A 16299-nucleotide genomic window follows, 5' to 3' on the forward strand; every position below is an offset into this window, starting at 1 on the left:
TCCGCTCAGGCTAAGGACAACGACCTCAATCAGCCCGGAGTGTCTCCGATTGTTTTTGTACGGGAGAAAAACTGTCAGATCGCGCTGCTCGCCAGGACCTCAAACATAAAGCCGCAGAGATACTGCTCATGATCGGTTGCACACCGCCTTTATCATCAAATGAAAACCCGATCCGCCGACGAGCCATCCAACGAGCACAGCAATAAGAAAATGCTCCACCTATGATAATGCCAGCGACAACATCACTGGGATAATGAGCTCCCACAATCACTCTGCTGGCAGCAATCCAAAGCCCCACAACCGCAAGCAGCCACCGAAGTCTGGGAGCAATCAATGCCAAAGCAACGATCAGAGCACCAGCCGTTGTCGAATGCCCGCTTGGAAGGCTCGAAAGCTTTGCCTCCCACGCGAAGAAGTCGAAATACATTGGCCCCATTTCATCAAAAAGGGTTGGTCGGGCACGCCCGATATTCCATTTCAGAGCAATGGCCAGCAGCCCACTAACAGCGACAACAAAGAACAGATAACTCCCGTATATCGTCAGATACGACACTGCCATCTTTCTACGAAACGGGAGGCGCTGCCAGCCGCCAAAAATCATTGCTAGAATCCATAGTCCCGTTGGGAACAGGATCCAGTCAGACTTGCCGACATCTGTAATGACCTCGAAAATATCATGATAGGCAACGGGCAGTTTCCGAGCCCAAATCGGGCTACTGTGGTCCAGAAAGACCATCGCCAGACCGCACAGCCCAATCAATAAGGCCGCAATATTTTGTGGCTTCAAAAGTGGAGGAAGAGCAGCAGCCGCAACAGAGCTCCGTGCTTTCCGGTTTTTCAAAATTGCAGAGGTTTGCCCAACATGCCGTCTCGCATTATTGCCAGCAACACGTAAGGTCTCAATCAGACGCTCACCAATTGATGGAGTGGAACTTTCTTCCCGCGGAGCATCTTCCTTGTAGCTTTGCTTATAAGACGCAGCACTGTCGGCATCTCGTTTGAAGGGTTGCGCTTCGCGTGATTTATCTTTTGTTTGATCCACGTCCTGAACTGGACGCTCTAAGGTATCGATGGAGCCGTCATCAATCATCACGTCGCCCCACCCGCAGAAAAAATGTGTATCAGCAATGCTTTACCGCCATTGATATTCAGGCCAGATACAGTTGATACGTCCGAAGTCTTCATCCCCAACCGAAGAGCTTCCGCATCAAACCGATCCAGCTGCCGTCCTTCCACCAGCACGACTCTGCAGGTCCCCTTAGGCACTCCGACTTTCTGGCTTCCATCCGCCAAAAAACGCGCCGCAGCTTCTGCGCCAAGTAATTTTGTTTGCGTGCCCTGCAAAAATACGAAGCTGGGCTCATAAAAACCTACTGTTGCAACGTCTTTCCGCTCACATCCCGGGAGCTGCTCAACAACTTCCACGAGACGGCTGGAAATCCAGATGATCGACAATGCCGGACCAGAAAATGCCCAGAAACCGACAAACATCAGCAAAGCGGAAGACCCCACCGTCGGCAATGCTCCAACAAGCTCCCCGCCAATCAGTTTACGAGTGGCTGATAACGCGGCAATGACAGCCAACCCACACAGCACAACACCGGGAGGAGACGGCCACAGATCAAGCAGCAAAGGCCCAACAAAAACAGCAATCAAAATGCCCAGCGGCACCAGCAAGAATAAAAACGCCGAGGCATATCGCCAATAAACGCCGGCCTGTTTTGCTCTGCCAGTCGTCAACACACCTGCCGCCAACAGCGCCAATACTGGCATCATCGGCAGTGTGTAGTGAGGCAGCTTCGTTGAAACCAATTCAAATATGACCCACGACGGGATCAGCCAACACAACAAGAATCTATAACAATATTTATTCAATTCTTGCCCAATTCCCTTAAAAACTACAAGGAGAAAAGAGGGGATTGGCCAGAAAATAACGAAACTGATTAACAGGTGCGTGAGTGGTGGAGCACCGTGAGCCTCTCGCCCGGTTCCCACTTTCCCCCAAAGGTCACTGCCCAGCGCATCCCGGAAGAACACACCCTTTGTTTCAATGTAAATGGCAATAAGCCATGGGGAGACCAATGCAAGAAACAGCAGAAAACCGGCGATTGGAGCGAGTCCTCTCAACCACGAGATTCGTCTTTCCCAAAGAACCAACGACAGGATGGTTAGGCCGCATACCATAAGAATGATCGGCCCCTTGATAAGGGTGCCCAGCGCCAACCCAACCCAAAAGAGCACGGCAGAAGCCCAAAGCGCTTTGCTTTGTTGCGCTATCCATACTCGAGCCAAAGCCCCTTGAGACAACATCACACATGCCAGAAGCGCTGCATCCGTTTTAGCCAAATGTGCTTCAACATTTAAAATGAGAGCTAATGTAACAAGCAGCGCACTTAAAAAGGCCTCCTGCTCCCGGAAAAATGCTCGCCCAGTCCAGTACGTCAGCAACACAGCTGCAATTGCGCCAATCACAGAAGGGAGACGATAAACCCAAATGGGCGCATGCTCTCCATATCCTAACAGTTTGGCAGCACCCACTTGTGCCCAGTAAATTCCGATAGGTTTTTTGTTTCGTGCCAGCTCTTGATAGTGAATGGAAACGTAGTTGCCTGTCTCCATCATCTGTTTGGAAGCCTGAGCAAATCTCGGTTCATCACGATCAAGCGGGGGAACGGACATCAACCCCGGCAGGTACAAGCACAGACACAAAAGCAAAAGAATGATCGGGGCCAGCCAGTCGCGCGCCACCAGACGAAGCCAAATAGCCTGCTGATCAGACCTCTCAACCTCATCCTCACTCAGAGACATTGCAAGATTCATTTGCGCAGACATAACCGCCTTGAGGCCCTCCACACTCCCAAAAAAAACATGGTCTGAGAGACTGCCGCTCCCTGAGAACAATACGCAGCCGATCATCTGGAACACATTCCCCAAAACTCCCCACTCAAATGCACGGTGGGCCTAAATCCATAAGCAACACCCTCCCCTGGAAAGCTGAAGAGCACCTGAGTTGCCCCTTCCAATTGTGTCTTCAGCATTTGACAGTCTGTGAGGTTTCTAAAACTCATGGCTTGTCTTCACTCTTCTTTGAGATCACCTGAAAATCCGAAGGACAGAAGTATGAGGGAAATGTATTTTTGTCAACTTTATTGACAATAATTACTTTTAAAATATATAATTCAATACGTTATAATAAAGCAACCAACTCTATATCGATCTATACTGGTATTCACATGACTGCTCGCTGCTCCGCACGACCAGCAATCGAAGCGCCAAAGCCGCTCCTTTTAAGGACAATCAAAATAAAGAAACAGCTTGGGAATTACGTGGATTACTCGCGAGCAGTACAGTTTCGGCCAAATTTCATGCCTAAGATGAAATGAACTAATCGGGCATTTCGGGATTACACACGTGCGTTTGAAATTAAGGGCAACTGCTGCCTTGCTGCTGGCAGGAACACTTGCTGGCTGCGCTGGCTTGGGGATGGAGACTTCAAAAGTTGAGTTGTCTCAGATTGCGATCAACAAAAACGAAGCATTGCGCCAGACCAATGCATGGCGGGCGAAGCATTCCCTGCCGCCGATCAAACTGGACCCGCACCTCAGCGAAGTCTCGCAAGATATGGCCGATCACATCGCCCGCCTGGATTCGCTCAAAACCAGACGCCATTCTTCTTCCAGTCTCATCAGTCGCACCCAGACCGACGATTATAAATCCTTTGCAGGCGCAGAAAACCTGGGCGCAGGTTACGCGAACATTTCAGCTGCAATGACAGGTTGGAAAACCTCTCCCGATCACAACAAAAACCTGCTCAACAAAAACGTCACCCATATGGGCATAGCGCGCACAAACCGAGCAGACGGCACCTACCGGAATTTCTGGGTCATGACACTTGCTGCCCCTCAAAAACCAGTGACAGCAACAGGTTTCACAACTGTCTCGCTGCCCTTCCCAGTCCAGTAACTTCCCTTGCGTCGAGAATTGATTAGGGGAATTTTCAACCCGCTTCCTTTACGCAGTTGCAATTAACACCCATATTCACATCTCCAGCGCGCATTCCCATGAAGAGGCATTGCCTCCTTGAGGGAATACGCGTCCACAATTTCATTTAAAGCAGTCTGGCTCTCCTCCTAAATGACCCGAGTCCAGCCTATGTTTTGAATTTCATCGGAGATATTTAATATGAGCGAGACCACAAAGGTTCTTCTGCAAGACTGGAAAACCCCGTTTGGACTTCCCCCGTTCGCACAGATCAAGCCGGAAGACTTTGAGGGCGCATTTGAAGAGGCCTTTAAGGCAGGCGAAGACAACATCAATCGCATTGCTCAAAATTCTGAAGAACCAACTTTTAAAAACACCATCGCAGCATTGGAGCTGGCCGAAGACGCTCTGGAGCAGGTCGCAAGCGTATTCTTCAACCTTTCCTCTGCAGATACCAATGAAACCCTCCAGCAAGTTGAGCGCAATGTTTCGCCAAAACTGGCGGCCTACAGCACCAAAAAATACCTGAACCCTGCCCTCTTCAAGCGTATTGAAACGCTGATGGCAAAGAAGGACACTTTGAACCTGACATCTGAACAGGACCGTGTGTTGGAACGCTATTACGCCATTTTCCATCGCGCTGGTGCTGGTCTGGACTCCAGTGGCAAAACCCGTATCGCGGAAATCAACGAGCGTCTTGCAACTCTGGGCACCAGCTTTGCGCAGAACGTTCTGGCTGATGAGGCCTCCTACAAACTCGTTTTGGAAAACGAAAGCGATCTGGAAGGCTTGCCGGAGTTCCTTGTAAAAGCCGCAAGTGCAGCAGCTGAGGAACGTGGTGAACCGGGCAAATACGCCATTACCCTCTCCCGCTCCTCCATTGAACCGTTCCTGCAGTTCTCCAAACGTCGCGACCTGCGCGAAGAAGCCTTCAATGCCTGGGCAAGCCGTGGTGACAATCCGGGAGAAACCAACAACTCAGTAATCGTGCGCGAGACAGTGCAGCTCCGCAATGAGAAAGCCAAACTCCTCGGCTTCGAAAACTTTGCGGCATTCAAGCTGGATGATGTCATGGCAAAAAACACGAGTGCCGTGGATGATCTGCTCTCCAATGTCTGGGGACCAGCCAAGGCACGTGCACTGGAAGAAGCCGCTGACCTGCAAGACATGGCCCAATCTGAGGGCGACAATATTGAGATCGCTCCGTGGGATTGGCGTTATTATTCAGAGAAGGTCCGCAGCGCTAAGCATGATCTGGATGAAGCTGAGATCAAGCCGTATTTCCAGCTGGATCAGATGATCGAAGCGGCCTTTTACACCGCAACCCGTTTGTTTGGCCTCACCTTCAAAGAGCTCAAGGGTCAAGACGTCTACCATCCGGATGTGCGTGTCTTTGAGGTCTTTGACAAAAACGGTGACCATCTCGGCATCTTCATCGGCGACTACTTCGCCCGCGCTTCAAAGCGCTCCGGTGCATGGATGAGCGCCTTCCGCTCACAGCAGAAGCTGAAGGGTGATGTTCGCCCAATCATCGTCAATGTGATGAACTTCTCAAAAGCACCAGAGGGTGAGCCAACCCTGTTGACCTTTGATGATGCCCGCACCCTGTTCCACGAATTTGGTCACGGCCTCCATGGCCTCATGTCCAACGTGACACACCCACTTGTTTCCGGCACCAGCGTGGCACGGGACTTTGTGGAGCTACCATCCCAGCTCTTTGAACATTGGCTGGATCAACCGGAAATCTTGAAAAAGTATGCCCGCCACTACCAGAACGGTGAAGTCATTCCGGAAGAGCTTCTGGAACGTCTGCTAGCAGCCGCCAACTTTAACCAAGGCTTTGCAACGGTTGAGTATCTCGCAACTGCTCTGGTCGATATGGCAATCCATAAAGAAGATAAGCTCGACGATCTCGATCCGGCTCAGATGGAAAAGAAGATCCTCAACGGTATCGGAATGCCGAAAGAGATCATCATGCGTCACCGCATTCCGCACCTCCTGCACGCCTTTGCAGGAGACGGATATTCTGCGGGTTACTACAGCTATCTCTGGTCAGAAGTGATGGATGCTGACGCATTTGAAGCTTTTGAAGAAACTGACGATGCATTTGACGCTGACACAGCAGCCAAACTGGAAAAGTTCATTTACGCAGCGGGCGGATCTCAGGATCCGGCAAAAGCCTATATGGATTTCCGCGGTAAACTGCCATCCATTGAGCCGCTTCTTAAAGGTCGCGGGCTGGTCAACTAAACATCAGACACCCAAGACAGATAGCAAAAAGGGCGGACCATGCAGTTCGCCCTTTATCATGAGAACTTAAAGGAAGAAGGCTAGCCTCTCATCATCCGGTTGAGACCACTTAAGAATACAAACAGCCAGCCCAGGATCATCAGCATGCCACCCGTCGGGGCAGCAAAGTCAAAGAGCTTCTCACCAACGAACAATCGTTGAGCCAGATCACCACAGAACAAACCAACACCGGCAAACAGCAACAGCATGGCAAATGCAATGCCTTTGGAGCCCGTAATCCCGTGTGCAACGCCCAGTCCGACAAAAGCGGCGGCATGCATCATCGTGATTTGAGAGATAATACCCAGATACTGGTTATCGACCGCGTGCGAACTGGCCGCCGAAGTCAAAATGGCAATAACACCGCAAAACCCGCCAAGCGCCAATCCAAGACCAAGGCCCTGACCAAGTCTGATCCGTGGCTGGTCAACAGGCACCGCTTCACTTGCACTATCCGGCATGGCTGCTCCTTAAATCCCTATTCCAAATAACATACTGCGTGAAACACAGACACGCATCAACTGCATATAGGATAGCCAGCAAAAATTACAAAACCCTCAGCAACACACCACCATGATTGATAGCTGATAAGAACATGCACTCCGCTGCAGTCCCTCAACACCTGGACCTGCGACAAACAATAGGCTCTCTCCTCGACCAGAGAGAAGGCTGCAAAGATTGACTCTTTACAGCCTGCATCACTTATTTCGCAGCATCCGCTAGATTGCTAAACGGGTCAGCCACCAGCGGCTTCAAGATTGTTAGCGTAGACCCATCCGGGTCAAAGTCCTTGAAGCTCACAGAGTTGAAGTTCATCGCATTGAGCTTCCGTACATAATAAACAGCACCATTCAGATCTGCCATAACAGACCATTGCGTGTAGTCTGGGTTGTCATCTTGCTGAGAGCTCGCAGACTGGGCCGCATCCGGCGCTTCCGGTTGGGCAAAGCCTTTCGGAATGTCGAAGTTGTTCAGAATATGCCCAGCGACATTGAGGTTCTCTTTTGCAGTTTCATGTTCCTCAGCTGTCGTCACAAACGCCGTCACGCGCACAAAACGCGATGGCGGCGTTACATCTCCCGGCACGCCCAGCATACCTGATCCTTGCCCCAGTGGTTGCAACTCACCTTCTGGAAACTTCTTTCCAGCCGAGTTTATAGGCGTCAGGTTCACGTAATTGCGCAGATTGGTTAAGTGCCAATCAAACTGTGGCGAGTTGGTCATCACACCAAGCTCATTATCGTAGATCTTCAAGCCATCATCGACGGGCTCGATCACAATGGATTTTCCGGAACGATCATGAATAGTGAAATGCAGCGGAGGCACTTCGCCAAGCGGAGCAAAATCAACATCGACCAGCTTGATCGACTTAACGGCTTCTTTCACCTCTTCAACTGTCTCAAACTGCGATAGGACCCAAACGAGAAAATCAATCGGTGCAACTTCATCATCTGCGCCACTCGCCTTCACGTCAGAATACTCTGCAAAGCCAGGGAAGTAGAGAGCACCAGCTGCAAGACCAGCTTCATTTACACCATCAACAATCGCGGTCTCATGCTTCATTGCATTCATACCGATCACAGCAAACTTACTTTTCCACTTTGCCCCTTCCCATTGTGTATCCCCGTTAAGCTCTCCAGAACTCGTGAGCTCATAATTGCGCGGGATAAGAGAAACAGTGGACTCTGTTTCAAAGCCAAACTCCATAGTCCTCCCATACACACGTCCGTCATCTTTGGCCGTGACAACAAAGCTCGTGCAAGCAGATGCACCAGCAATTGGTGATATCAAGAGGGTGGTCGAGCATAATCCAGTCAGCACAACGCGCTGCATTTTTGAAAATAGTGATGGCATGCTAAGCTCCTTTTAGCTTTTTGCATGCGTATCGTTTCTGGAGATCTCCAAGAAATGCATAACGTTTGCATTCGATTACTCCGAAGCTTAGTAAGTGCTTTATGCTGTTGTTTTAATTAGAAATATTTAGAGTTCAGTTGGAGAAATCGATGCACAAAGCTCTGAGCATTTCAAACTTGGTTGATGTCCCTCACTTCCTTGAGCCAGCTGCAAAAGGCATGTGGCTGGAGTGGTGGGAAGAAGAAGGTCATCCGATTGAAGATGTTTATGTGGAACTGCGCACGAGCCTCAGCGAGGAAACCATTCCAACAACATTGATCGCCCACGACCAGACCGGGTTCCTTGGTATGGTCATGCTGGTGCGCTCAGATATGAGCAAACGCCCGCAATACACGCCATGGCTGGCGTCCCTATGGGTCGCTCCCGAGCATCAGGGAAAAGGTATCGGCTCCCGGCTGACGAAGGAGTTGGAGACACTCGCCTCGAACGAGGGCACACCGCACCTCTATCTCTTCGCAAAACTCAGCCTGCGCGGGTTTTATGAAGGTTTGGGCTGGCTGTGCATTGAAGACGATGTGAATGGAGTAGATATTTTCCGCAAGCAATTAAGCTGAAACAGCAGGCCGCTTCATCAGCACCTTATGCAGTCCAGGCCCATAGCCATCCGTCTCAACAGACTCAGCGACAAACCCCATTCTCTCATAGAAGGGACGTGTATGCTGCGAGGTATCTATGTAAACTGCCTGATCCGGATAGTCTTCGGCAATACACGCAAGCCGGAATTGCACGAGCGTTCTGCCAATTCCCTGACTGTGTAGTTCACGGCGCACCATTCCCCAAGTCAGCCCAACCCCTTTAGCGTTCAGGCAATACCCGCCAGCAGCAACAATCAGCCCATCTCGCTCAACGACAAAGTACGGATCATCAAGCCTTTCCAGGTCCTGGCTGTATTCTTCCAGCTCAGTCTCCATGAAATACTTGGGAACGTTTCCCTTAAAGATCTCAAGGCATGCATCGTAATCACCTGTTTGATACCTGCGAAAGTTCATCACACAGTCCTTGGTGGTCTTGGTTCTAAAACATATCGCATGACAGGCAGTTTTCGCCCTTCAGGAAGAAGTGGACGTGATCCAGTCTCTCTTCACTCAGAAAACTCTTTGGCATCAGGTCTCAAGCAAATCATTGCAGGTTTCGCCTGCAAACTAACAGCAGTAATCTACGATTAGGTAGTAGTTCGGATTGATCCATTTTAGCTCGGTGCGCACATCGTCGCTTTTTAATCTCGCTGTATGATACGCAGACTGAATAGCTGCCTCATCTCCATTTTCAGAGAAAAGCAGCTGTAGGTCCGTGCTGCTGGAGTAAAGTCCGGTATTACCCCAACTCACAGTTTCAACTGTCCCATATCCCTTAGTCCCAGAAAAGTCAGGAGGGTCAAGAGCAAGCCTTACATTGCTCATTAAAACAAACATGACGGGCGAAAATACTGGCTGCAGCATGAATGCAGCAACTATCAAAGGACCAACCCAAAACCGGCATGTCTTAAAGCCGAAGTATAAAACGGTGGGGATCGCAACCGCGAGCAGACCCGGCAACGAGTATCCGTAATTAACTCTGTACCCTATCAGCGAAACCACGAATGCAAGTGCAAACAAGCATCCGCTATACCTCAAAAGCCATGGTTTCCAACTTTGAACTCCAAGCTTAAGCTCCATATTGTCCTCTGGTTGGGTCTGCCACATCAATAATGCGTAAGGACGGTTTCGCCTGCCCCTGCCACGTATCAACACTCAAACTACCAGCAATATGGAGGGGTTTGCCACGTGCTTGTAAGAGCGCCTTTCCATGAGGTTGGTCTTCCGCTTTAAAAGCAATCGCCTTCAGGTTTGTTCCCTCATTACCGCCAAGTGTCACACTCACATGCCCTTGCCCAACCACCTTTGAAAACTTGATCGGCACAGATGGCAAGGCAAAAACAGGTTCTGCGTGCGAGGCCCCATAAGGCCCTGCCTGTTCCAGTATATCCAGCAGGCTCAGATTCGCGCCGGCAGGTGTCAGCACACCATCAATGGTGAGTTCATGATCAGCAGAGGCCTGCTCCACATCTTCACTCAGTTGCTCTGTCAGGAAAGCCTCAAACTCAGGCACTTTTTCTTTTTCAATGGTAAGCCCTGCCGCCATTGCATGCCCTCCGCCTTTGACCAGCAAACCCGCCTCAACAGCTGCACGAACCGCAGAGCCCAGATCAACACCAATGATCGAACGACCTGAGCCAGTACCCAAACCCTTTTCATTAAACGCCATAGCAAAAGCAGGCCGGCGGTAACGCTCCTTCAACCGCGAGGCGATCAATCCAACGACACCCGGATGCCAGCCGTCTGCTCCTGTCAAAAGCACGGCAGGAGGAACAGTGACCTCCATTTTCTGGAACGCCTGCCCCTCGCCTTCTTCCAGCATCACAGCTTCCATGGCCTGACGTTCCTGGTTGAGCCGTTCCAGCGTCGCTGCAATACGCTCCCCCTCCGCCCGATCATCAGAGGAAAGCAGTTTCATGCCAAGAGCTGAATCGCCAATTCGCCCGCCCGCATTGATGCGCGGCCCAAGCATGTAGCCCAGATGGTACGGGGTCGGCTTCCCGCTTAAGCGCGAGATGTCTGCAAGGCACGACAGCCCGACATTCTCACGCCGCGCCATCACTTTAAGCCCCTGCACCACATAGGCGCGATTCAACCCCTTAAGCGGTACCACATCACAAATCGTTCCAAGTGCAACAAGATCTAGTAAATCCATAAGGCGCGGCTCTGCACGCTGAGCAAACGCTCCCCGGCGACGCAACTCACGGTTCAGCCCCACAAGAAACAGGAAGGTGACGCCCACAGCGGCCAGATGACCTTGTCCAGACAAGTCATCCTGCCGGTTGGCATTCACCAGCGCATGAACCTCCGGAAAGCTCTCATCCACCTGATGGTGATCCAGAACCACCACTTCCAGTCCGATCCGCTTGGCTTCCTCAAAGGCTTCAAACGACGTGGAACCACAGTCTACTGTGACTAGCAACCGTGCCCCACCTGCATGAAGCTGGTTGATCGCCGTTGGATTTGGCCCATAACCATCAATGATGCGATCCGGGATATAAACATCCGGCTCCGCTCCAAGCTGCATCAGGTAGCGTTTGAGCAAAGCAGAGGACGTCGCCCCGTCAACATCGTAGTCACCAAAGATCGCAATCTTAACGCCCGCTTGCAACGCATCTGCAACGCGCGCACAGGCTTTATCCATATCCACCAGTTTGGAAGGATCCGGCATCAGATCTTTAAGGGAAGGATTTAAGAACCCGGAAGCCTCTTCCAACGCCACATTGCGCCCGGCAAGCACACGGCCAACCACTTCAGGCAGGTCGGTTCTCTGAGCAATGGCCAGTGCTTGTGAGAGCCCCTGATCATCAAGCCGTTCACGCCACATACGTGCGCTCAAAGACTTTTTGACACCAAGAACGACACGCCGCTCGGCACTGGATGCATCCAACGTCATAACCATAGAAAGAAACTGCCCGGATTCTCGTATAAAAGCAAAAGGGGCGAGTGCTCAACACACCCGCCCACTCTATTTATCTAGCTTGAAGGAAGCGCTAAATCAATCCAGATGGAATTTTTCCAACTGGGTATGCTTCGCTTCAATGAAACGAACAGTACCGGTCGTGGAGCGCATCACAACAGTGTGGGTCGTGATGTTATCACGGCCCAGCTTCACACCCTTCAGGAAGTTACCAGTTGTCACACCGGTCGCAGCAAACAGAACGTCTCCGCCAGCCATTTCTTCCATGGTGTATTTGCGATTGATATCGTCAATACCCATGCGGCCTGCGCGTTCAACCTGCTCTTCACGAGTGATCACCAGACGGCCCTGCATCTGACCACCAATACAGCGCAGAGCTGCAGCAGCCAAAACGCCCTCAGGTGCACCACCAATACCAACATAAAGATCGATACCGGTCTCTTCAGGATCCGTGGTGTAAATGATGCCAGCGACATCACCATCACCAATCAGGAAGATGGAAGCACCCGTAGCGCGGATGTCGTCAATCAGCTTGGCGTGACGTGGACGGTCCAGCACACAGACGGTTACGTCTTTCACTTCACAGCCCTTTGCTTTCGCAACAGCTGCAAGGTTTTCCTGAATTGGGCGATCCAGATCGATGGTACCCTCAGGATACCCCGGACCAATCGCAATCTTATCCATGTAGCTGTCAGGTGCGTTCAGCAAGCCGCCTTCTGGTGCCAGCGCGATAACAGCAATGGAGTTTGGCATGTTCTTCGCACAGATCGTGGTACCTTCCAGCGGATCAAGTGCGATATCAACCTTTGGCCCGTCTTTGGTGCCAACCTTTTCGCCAATGTAGAGCATTGGCGCTTCATCACGTTCCCCTTCACCAATCACGACAGTACCGTCGATTGGCAGCTGGTTCAGTTCGCGGCGCATTGCGTCCACAGCAGCCTGGTCAGCTGCCTTTTCATCGCCCCGCCCACGAAGACGTGCTGCAGATACAGCAGCACGTTCCGTAACGCGTGCAAGTTCCAGTGTCAGAATACGGTCAAGAACGTCAGTTGCGTCCTGATGACTATCCGCCATTTAAACCTCTCGGGTGTCCTGTTTTCACGTTAAACGTGAGGAAGTATTATTTCAGGTTCTCAATTCGTAACATCTGAGGCTTACCAGAAGTTACTTTTTCAGCAGCAATCGCATCCAGAGCTTCGCGCACAGCCAGTTCAGTGGTCTCATGCGTGATAAGGATAACACTTCGCGGTGCTGCAGGATCGCTTACACCATCCTTATCATTTCTGGAATGCGGTCCACGTTGGACAATAGACTCAAGTGAGATCCCTTTGTCCGCCATACAGCGCGCAATTGTGGCAAAAGTACCGGCTACGTCCAACACAGCCAGACGAATATAGTAACCACCTTCATGCGCTCGCATACGCGCTGGAACATAATCTGCAAGTGTTGTCGCAGACTGACTAAACACCGGCAGAGAAACATCACGTGCAATATCGACAAGATCGGAGATCACAGAGGATGCTGTTGCATCACCGCCAGCACCCGGACCAACCAGCACCACTTCACCAACCGCATCACCATCAACAGCAACGGCATTCAGAACACCATCAATGCGAGCGATTGCAGAGGATTTCGGCACCATAGTCGGGTGCACACGCTGCTCGATCCCTGTATCAGTACGCTGAGCAACACCCAGCAGTTTGATCCGGTAACCCAGCTCATCCGCAGCGCGAATATCAGCCGTCGTAATGGAAGTGATCCCTTCCACATAGATCGCATCAGCATTCACTTCACAGCCAAACGCAAGGCTGGTGAGTAGAGCAAGCTTGTGCGCGGTATCAAAACCTTCAATGTCAAAGGTCGGATCAGCCTCCGCATAACCAAGACGCTGCGCATCAGCAAGACACTCAGCAAACGACAAGCCTTCCTGCTCCATCCGCGTGAGGATGTAGTTACAAGTGCCGTTCATGATGCCGTAAACGCGGGACACATCATTGCCCGCAAGGCTCTCACGCATGGTCTTGATGATTGGAATACCACCAGCAGCAGCGGCCTCATAGTTGAGGCTCACATCTTTGGCTTCTGCAAGGTGTGAGAACGCAACCGCGTGCTTCGCCAGGAGCGCTTTGTTAGCTGTGACGACGTGTTTTCCAGTCTCTAACGCAGTGCGAACACTCACCTCAGCCGGACCATCTTCACCACCAATCAGCTCCACAAAAACATCAATCCCGTCGAACTTGGCAAGTTCAACGGGATCTTCAAACCAGGTCAATCCATCCAGATTAACACCACGATCTTTAGAGCGGCTGCGAGCACTCACAGCCACTACTTTGATAGGTCGGCCACATCGATTGGCAAGAACATTCGCCTTGGCCTCGAGGATACGCACCAACGAAGCACCGACGGTTCCTAGACCAGCAACGCCAACTTTCAAAATATCAGTCATAAATACCCAGTATCTTTAGGTGGGCGGGCGCCTAAGCGCCCGATTTGCTCAATTCCTCAGAATTGCTGCCCGCGTCTTCAAAAAACTTCCGAATGCCACGTGCGGCCTGCCTGATACGCTGTTCGTTTTCAACCAGACCGATACGTACAAAACCTTCACCGTGTTCACCAAAGCCGATTCCCGGAGCAACCGCCACATCTGCCTTTTCAATAAGCAGCTTGGAGAACTCCAAAGACCCTAAATGTTTGAACTGGTCTGGAATTGGAGCCCAGGCAAACATAGATGCTTCCGGAGCGGGAATATCCCAACCGGCGCGTCCAAAAGAGTCGATCAACACATCACGGCGCTTCTTATAGATCTCGCGTGTTTCACGAATGCAATCATCTGATCCGTTCAGCGCAGACGCAGCTGCCACCTGAATTGGAGTGAACGCACCATAATCCAGATAGGACTTCACGCGAGCAAGAGCCGCAATCAGACGTTCATTACCAACTGCAAAGCCCATACGCCACCCCGGCATGGAGAAGGTTTTGGACAAAGAGGTAAACTCAACAGCAATATCCGTTGCCCCCTCTACCTGCAGGATGCTCGGAGGAGGAACATCACCAAAGTAGATTTCGGAGTACGCCAGATCAGAAAGCACATAGATTTCGTGCTTACGCGCAAAGGCAACCACATCGCGATAGAAATCCAGATCAGCAACACTTGCTGTCGGGTTCGCTGGGAAGCACAGAATAATTGCAATTGGCTTCGGAATAGAATGGACCACAGCCCGCTCCAGAGCCTCAAACAGCTCAGGACCCGGAGTTGCCGGGATAGACCGCAGCGAACCACCTGCCATCAGGAAGCCAAATGCATGAATTGGATAGGATGGATTAGGGACAAGCACCACATCGCCCGGCGCGGTAATCGCCTGAGCCATGTTGGCAAACCCTTCCTTAGACCCTAGAGTCGCAACAACTTGCGTATCTGGGTTTAGCTTTACACCAAAGCGACGCTCATAATAGCCAGCCTGTGCCTTACGCAATCCCGGGATCCCTTTGGATGCGGAATAGCGATGTGTGCGCGGGTTCTGAACAGTCTCCACCAGCTTATCGACAATATGTTGCGGAGTAGGCAAATCAGGGTTGCCCATACCCATGTCGATAATATCGGCGCCTGCCGCTCGCGCTTTGGCTTTCAGACGATTGACCTGTTCAAAGACATAGGGCGGGAGCCGGCGTGTCTTGTGAAAGTCGTCCATGACGCGAGCCTCACTTTCTTCAGTTTAGCGTTTCAAGCTATATTTTGATTTCTGTTCAAACTTGGTCCCGAGTCATTTCAGCCAAGTTTCCACGGCCTTTTAGCAGGTGCGAACATTTTTCGCATCATTCATGAGGGATAAAACCGACATTTTTTTAAAGTTTTCAAAGAAGATGTGAAACTTTAAATCCAAAGAAAAAGCCGCAGAATTCTGCGGCTAACAACGGGATCTACAATTTCGACTTGAGAAATTAGACAGCTTTCACACAAAATGCACAACTAAAGGTGCATTCGCCACATGAAAATGCGGCGAAAGATTATTGCGCCTGCACATCCTGAGATTGCTCAGCCTGCTCACCAGCAATCGTTTTCAGCTGTTCGGTACTGGACTCAAAGCTCTCACCAAGACCTGCCCTGCGCTTACTCTCAGAGGAGATTGCAAGCAGATTGGCTTCAGAAGCCGCACGCTGTTCTGGGGAAAGCAAATCGCTGGAAACTTCTGGCGGCAGTTCAGCCACACCAGTCTGCTTTGCGCCGTTGCCTTTTTCGATGGCCTCGTAAACCGTCAAAGATTCGCCAAATGCACAACCGCCAACAAAACCTGCCAGCACAACTGCACAGCAAACTCGTTGAAACTTAAGCAACATCTGGAACCTCGCGTTTTATCTGATGACGACACAAAAGCAGCGCACATAACTTTATTAAAAATGCACTTAGCAGTTGCGTCATCCGTAGTCCACATATATTACCCTGTTAACAACACATAGTTTATTACTCTAGGGCAACTGTCATTTACTGAACACAGAACACGATATACTCAAACCATAGCCGATAAATATTAAGAAGAAATACTATTATAATTCGGAGTATTCCGAGTTTTCCTCAAGAGTTGAACTCATCCATAAAACTTAAGAATAACCCAAAACTTCTCA

14 protein-coding genes are annotated in these 16299 nt (G+C 50.8%); 3 read left to right on the forward strand and 11 right to left on the reverse strand.

What is annotated here, in order from left to right:
• Positions 1 to 25: 25 nt before the first annotated feature.
• Positions 26 to 1090 carry a phosphatase PAP2 family protein gene (locus PsAD46_RS19695; protein ID WP_063292367.1) on the reverse strand — a complete coding sequence of 355 codons (1065 nt, stop codon included), beginning with the start codon at positions 1088 to 1090 and terminating at the stop codon, positions 26 to 28.
• Positions 1090 to 2832, reverse strand: a complete 1743-nt coding sequence (locus tag PsAD46_RS19700; protein WP_208981935.1) for a glycosyltransferase family 39 protein — start codon at positions 2830 to 2832, stop codon at positions 1090 to 1092. The genes PsAD46_RS19695 and PsAD46_RS19700 overlap by 1 nt, the downstream gene beginning before the upstream one ends.
• Positions 2833 to 3411: 579 nt before the next feature.
• Here PsAD46_RS19700 and PsAD46_RS19705 point away from each other — a divergent pair.
• Together PsAD46_RS19705 and PsAD46_RS19710 are read left to right on the forward strand one after the other, a co-directional pair.
• Positions 3412 to 3963: a CAP domain-containing protein gene (locus PsAD46_RS19705; RefSeq protein WP_208981936.1), complete on the forward strand. Its 552-nt coding sequence runs from the start codon at positions 3412 to 3414 to the stop codon at positions 3961 to 3963.
• A 219-nt stretch (positions 3964 to 4182) separates the two neighbouring features.
• On the forward strand, positions 4183 to 6231 hold the full coding sequence (locus tag PsAD46_RS19710) for a M3 family metallopeptidase (protein WP_063307677.1): 2049 nt from the start codon (positions 4183 to 4185) through the stop codon (positions 6229 to 6231).
• Between the two features lie 80 nt (positions 6232 to 6311).
• Here the strand turns inward: PsAD46_RS19710 and PsAD46_RS19715 are convergent, their stop codons facing one another.
• Both PsAD46_RS19715 and PsAD46_RS19720 read right to left on the reverse strand, forming a co-directional pair.
• A complete protein-coding gene (locus PsAD46_RS19715) occupies positions 6312 to 6731 on the reverse strand; it encodes a DUF423 domain-containing protein (RefSeq protein WP_057464405.1) in 420 nt (139 codons plus the stop codon).
• 241 nt (positions 6732 to 6972) lie between these two features.
• Positions 6973 to 8124, reverse strand: coding sequence for a choloylglycine hydrolase family protein (locus PsAD46_RS19720; RefSeq protein WP_084404488.1), 1152 nt, complete (start codon positions 8122 to 8124; stop codon positions 6973 to 6975).
• Positions 8125 to 8273: 149 nt separating this feature from the next.
• Here PsAD46_RS19720 and PsAD46_RS19725 point away from each other — a divergent pair, with 149 nt between their 5' ends.
• On the forward strand, positions 8274 to 8738 hold the full coding sequence (locus PsAD46_RS19725) for a GNAT family N-acetyltransferase (protein ID WP_063305387.1): 465 nt from the start codon (positions 8274 to 8276) through the stop codon (positions 8736 to 8738).
• Here the strand turns inward: PsAD46_RS19725 and PsAD46_RS19730 are convergent.
• The 7 genes from PsAD46_RS19730 to PsAD46_RS19760 all read right to left on the reverse strand — a co-directional run bounded on the left by PsAD46_RS19730 (position 8730) and on the right by PsAD46_RS19760 (position 16014).
• Positions 8730 to 9173, reverse strand: a complete 444-nt coding sequence (locus PsAD46_RS19730; RefSeq protein ID WP_063307679.1) for a GNAT family N-acetyltransferase — start codon at positions 9171 to 9173, stop codon at positions 8730 to 8732. The two genes, PsAD46_RS19725 and PsAD46_RS19730, sit on opposite strands and share 9 nt — an antisense overlap.
• A 153-nt stretch (positions 9174 to 9326) precedes the next feature.
• Positions 9327 to 9839, reverse strand: coding sequence for a hypothetical protein (locus tag PsAD46_RS19735; protein ID WP_063305389.1), 513 nt, complete (start codon positions 9837 to 9839; stop codon positions 9327 to 9329).
• On the reverse strand, positions 9829 to 11661 hold the full coding sequence (gene recJ / locus PsAD46_RS19740; protein ID WP_063307680.1) for a single-stranded-DNA-specific exonuclease RecJ: 1833 nt from the start codon (positions 11659 to 11661) through the stop codon (positions 9829 to 9831). The genes PsAD46_RS19735 and recJ overlap by 11 nt, the downstream gene beginning before the upstream one ends.
• A gap of 96 nt (positions 11662 to 11757) precedes the next feature.
• Positions 11758 to 12753, reverse strand: coding sequence for a class II fructose-bisphosphatase (gene glpX / locus PsAD46_RS19745; RefSeq protein WP_063289178.1), 996 nt, complete (start codon positions 12751 to 12753; stop codon positions 11758 to 11760).
• Between the two features lie 46 nt (positions 12754 to 12799).
• Positions 12800 to 14125 carry a homoserine dehydrogenase gene (locus PsAD46_RS19750; protein WP_057464399.1) on the reverse strand — a complete coding sequence of 442 codons (1326 nt, stop codon included), beginning with the start codon at positions 14123 to 14125 and terminating at the stop codon, positions 12800 to 12802.
• Positions 14126 to 14156: 31 nt separating this feature from the next.
• Positions 14157 to 15368 carry an LL-diaminopimelate aminotransferase gene (locus PsAD46_RS19755; protein ID WP_063307681.1) on the reverse strand — a complete coding sequence of 404 codons (1212 nt, stop codon included), beginning with the start codon at positions 15366 to 15368 and terminating at the stop codon, positions 14157 to 14159.
• 316 nt (positions 15369 to 15684) lie between these two features.
• Positions 15685 to 16014: a hypothetical protein gene (locus tag PsAD46_RS19760; protein ID WP_208981937.1), complete on the reverse strand. Its 330-nt coding sequence runs from the start codon at positions 16012 to 16014 to the stop codon at positions 15685 to 15687.
• Positions 16015 to 16299: the final 285 nt, after the last annotated feature.

The sequence above is a fragment of the Pseudovibrio sp. Ad46 genome (genome assembly GCF_001623065.1).
Taxonomy (GTDB): Bacteria; Pseudomonadota; Alphaproteobacteria; order Rhizobiales; family Stappiaceae; genus Pseudovibrio.

Excerpts from the sequence above, each read along its gene's own strand:
- PsAD46_RS19695 (WP_063292367.1), bottom strand. The coding sequence starts at position 1,090 with ATGATTGATGACGGCTCCATCGATACCTTAGAGCGTCCAGTTCAGGAC.
- PsAD46_RS19720 (WP_084404488.1), bottom strand. The coding sequence starts at position 8,124 with ATGCCATCACTATTTTCAAAAATGCAGCGCGTTGTGCTGACTGGATTA.
- recJ (WP_063307680.1), bottom strand. The coding sequence starts at position 11,661 with ATGGTTATGACGTTGGATGCATCCAGTGCCGAGCGGCGTGTCGTTCTT.
- PsAD46_RS19760 (WP_208981937.1), bottom strand. The coding sequence starts at position 16,014 with ATGTTGCTTAAGTTTCAACGAGTTTGCTGTGCAGTTGTGCTGGCAGGT.
- PsAD46_RS19730 (WP_063307679.1), bottom strand. The coding sequence starts at position 9,173 with ATGAACTTTCGCAGGTATCAAACAGGTGATTACGATGCATGCCTTGAG.
- glpX (WP_063289178.1), bottom strand. The coding sequence starts at position 12,753 with ATGGCGGATAGTCATCAGGACGCAACTGACGTTCTTGACCGTATTCTG.
- PsAD46_RS19710 (WP_063307677.1), top strand. The coding sequence starts at position 4,183 with ATGAGCGAGACCACAAAGGTTCTTCTGCAAGACTGGAAAACCCCGTTT.
- PsAD46_RS19750 (WP_057464399.1), bottom strand. The coding sequence starts at position 14,125 with ATGACTGATATTTTGAAAGTTGGCGTTGCTGGTCTAGGAACCGTCGGT.
- PsAD46_RS19735 (WP_063305389.1), bottom strand. The coding sequence starts at position 9,839 with ATGGAGCTTAAGCTTGGAGTTCAAAGTTGGAAACCATGGCTTTTGAGG.
- PsAD46_RS19700 (WP_208981935.1), bottom strand. The coding sequence starts at position 2,832 with ATGTCTGCGCAAATGAATCTTGCAATGTCTCTGAGTGAGGATGAGGTT.
- PsAD46_RS19715 (WP_057464405.1), bottom strand. The coding sequence starts at position 6,731 with ATGCCGGATAGTGCAAGTGAAGCGGTGCCTGTTGACCAGCCACGGATC.
- PsAD46_RS19725 (WP_063305387.1), top strand. The coding sequence starts at position 8,274 with ATGCACAAAGCTCTGAGCATTTCAAACTTGGTTGATGTCCCTCACTTC.
- PsAD46_RS19755 (WP_063307681.1), bottom strand. The coding sequence starts at position 15,368 with ATGGACGACTTTCACAAGACACGCCGGCTCCCGCCCTATGTCTTTGAA.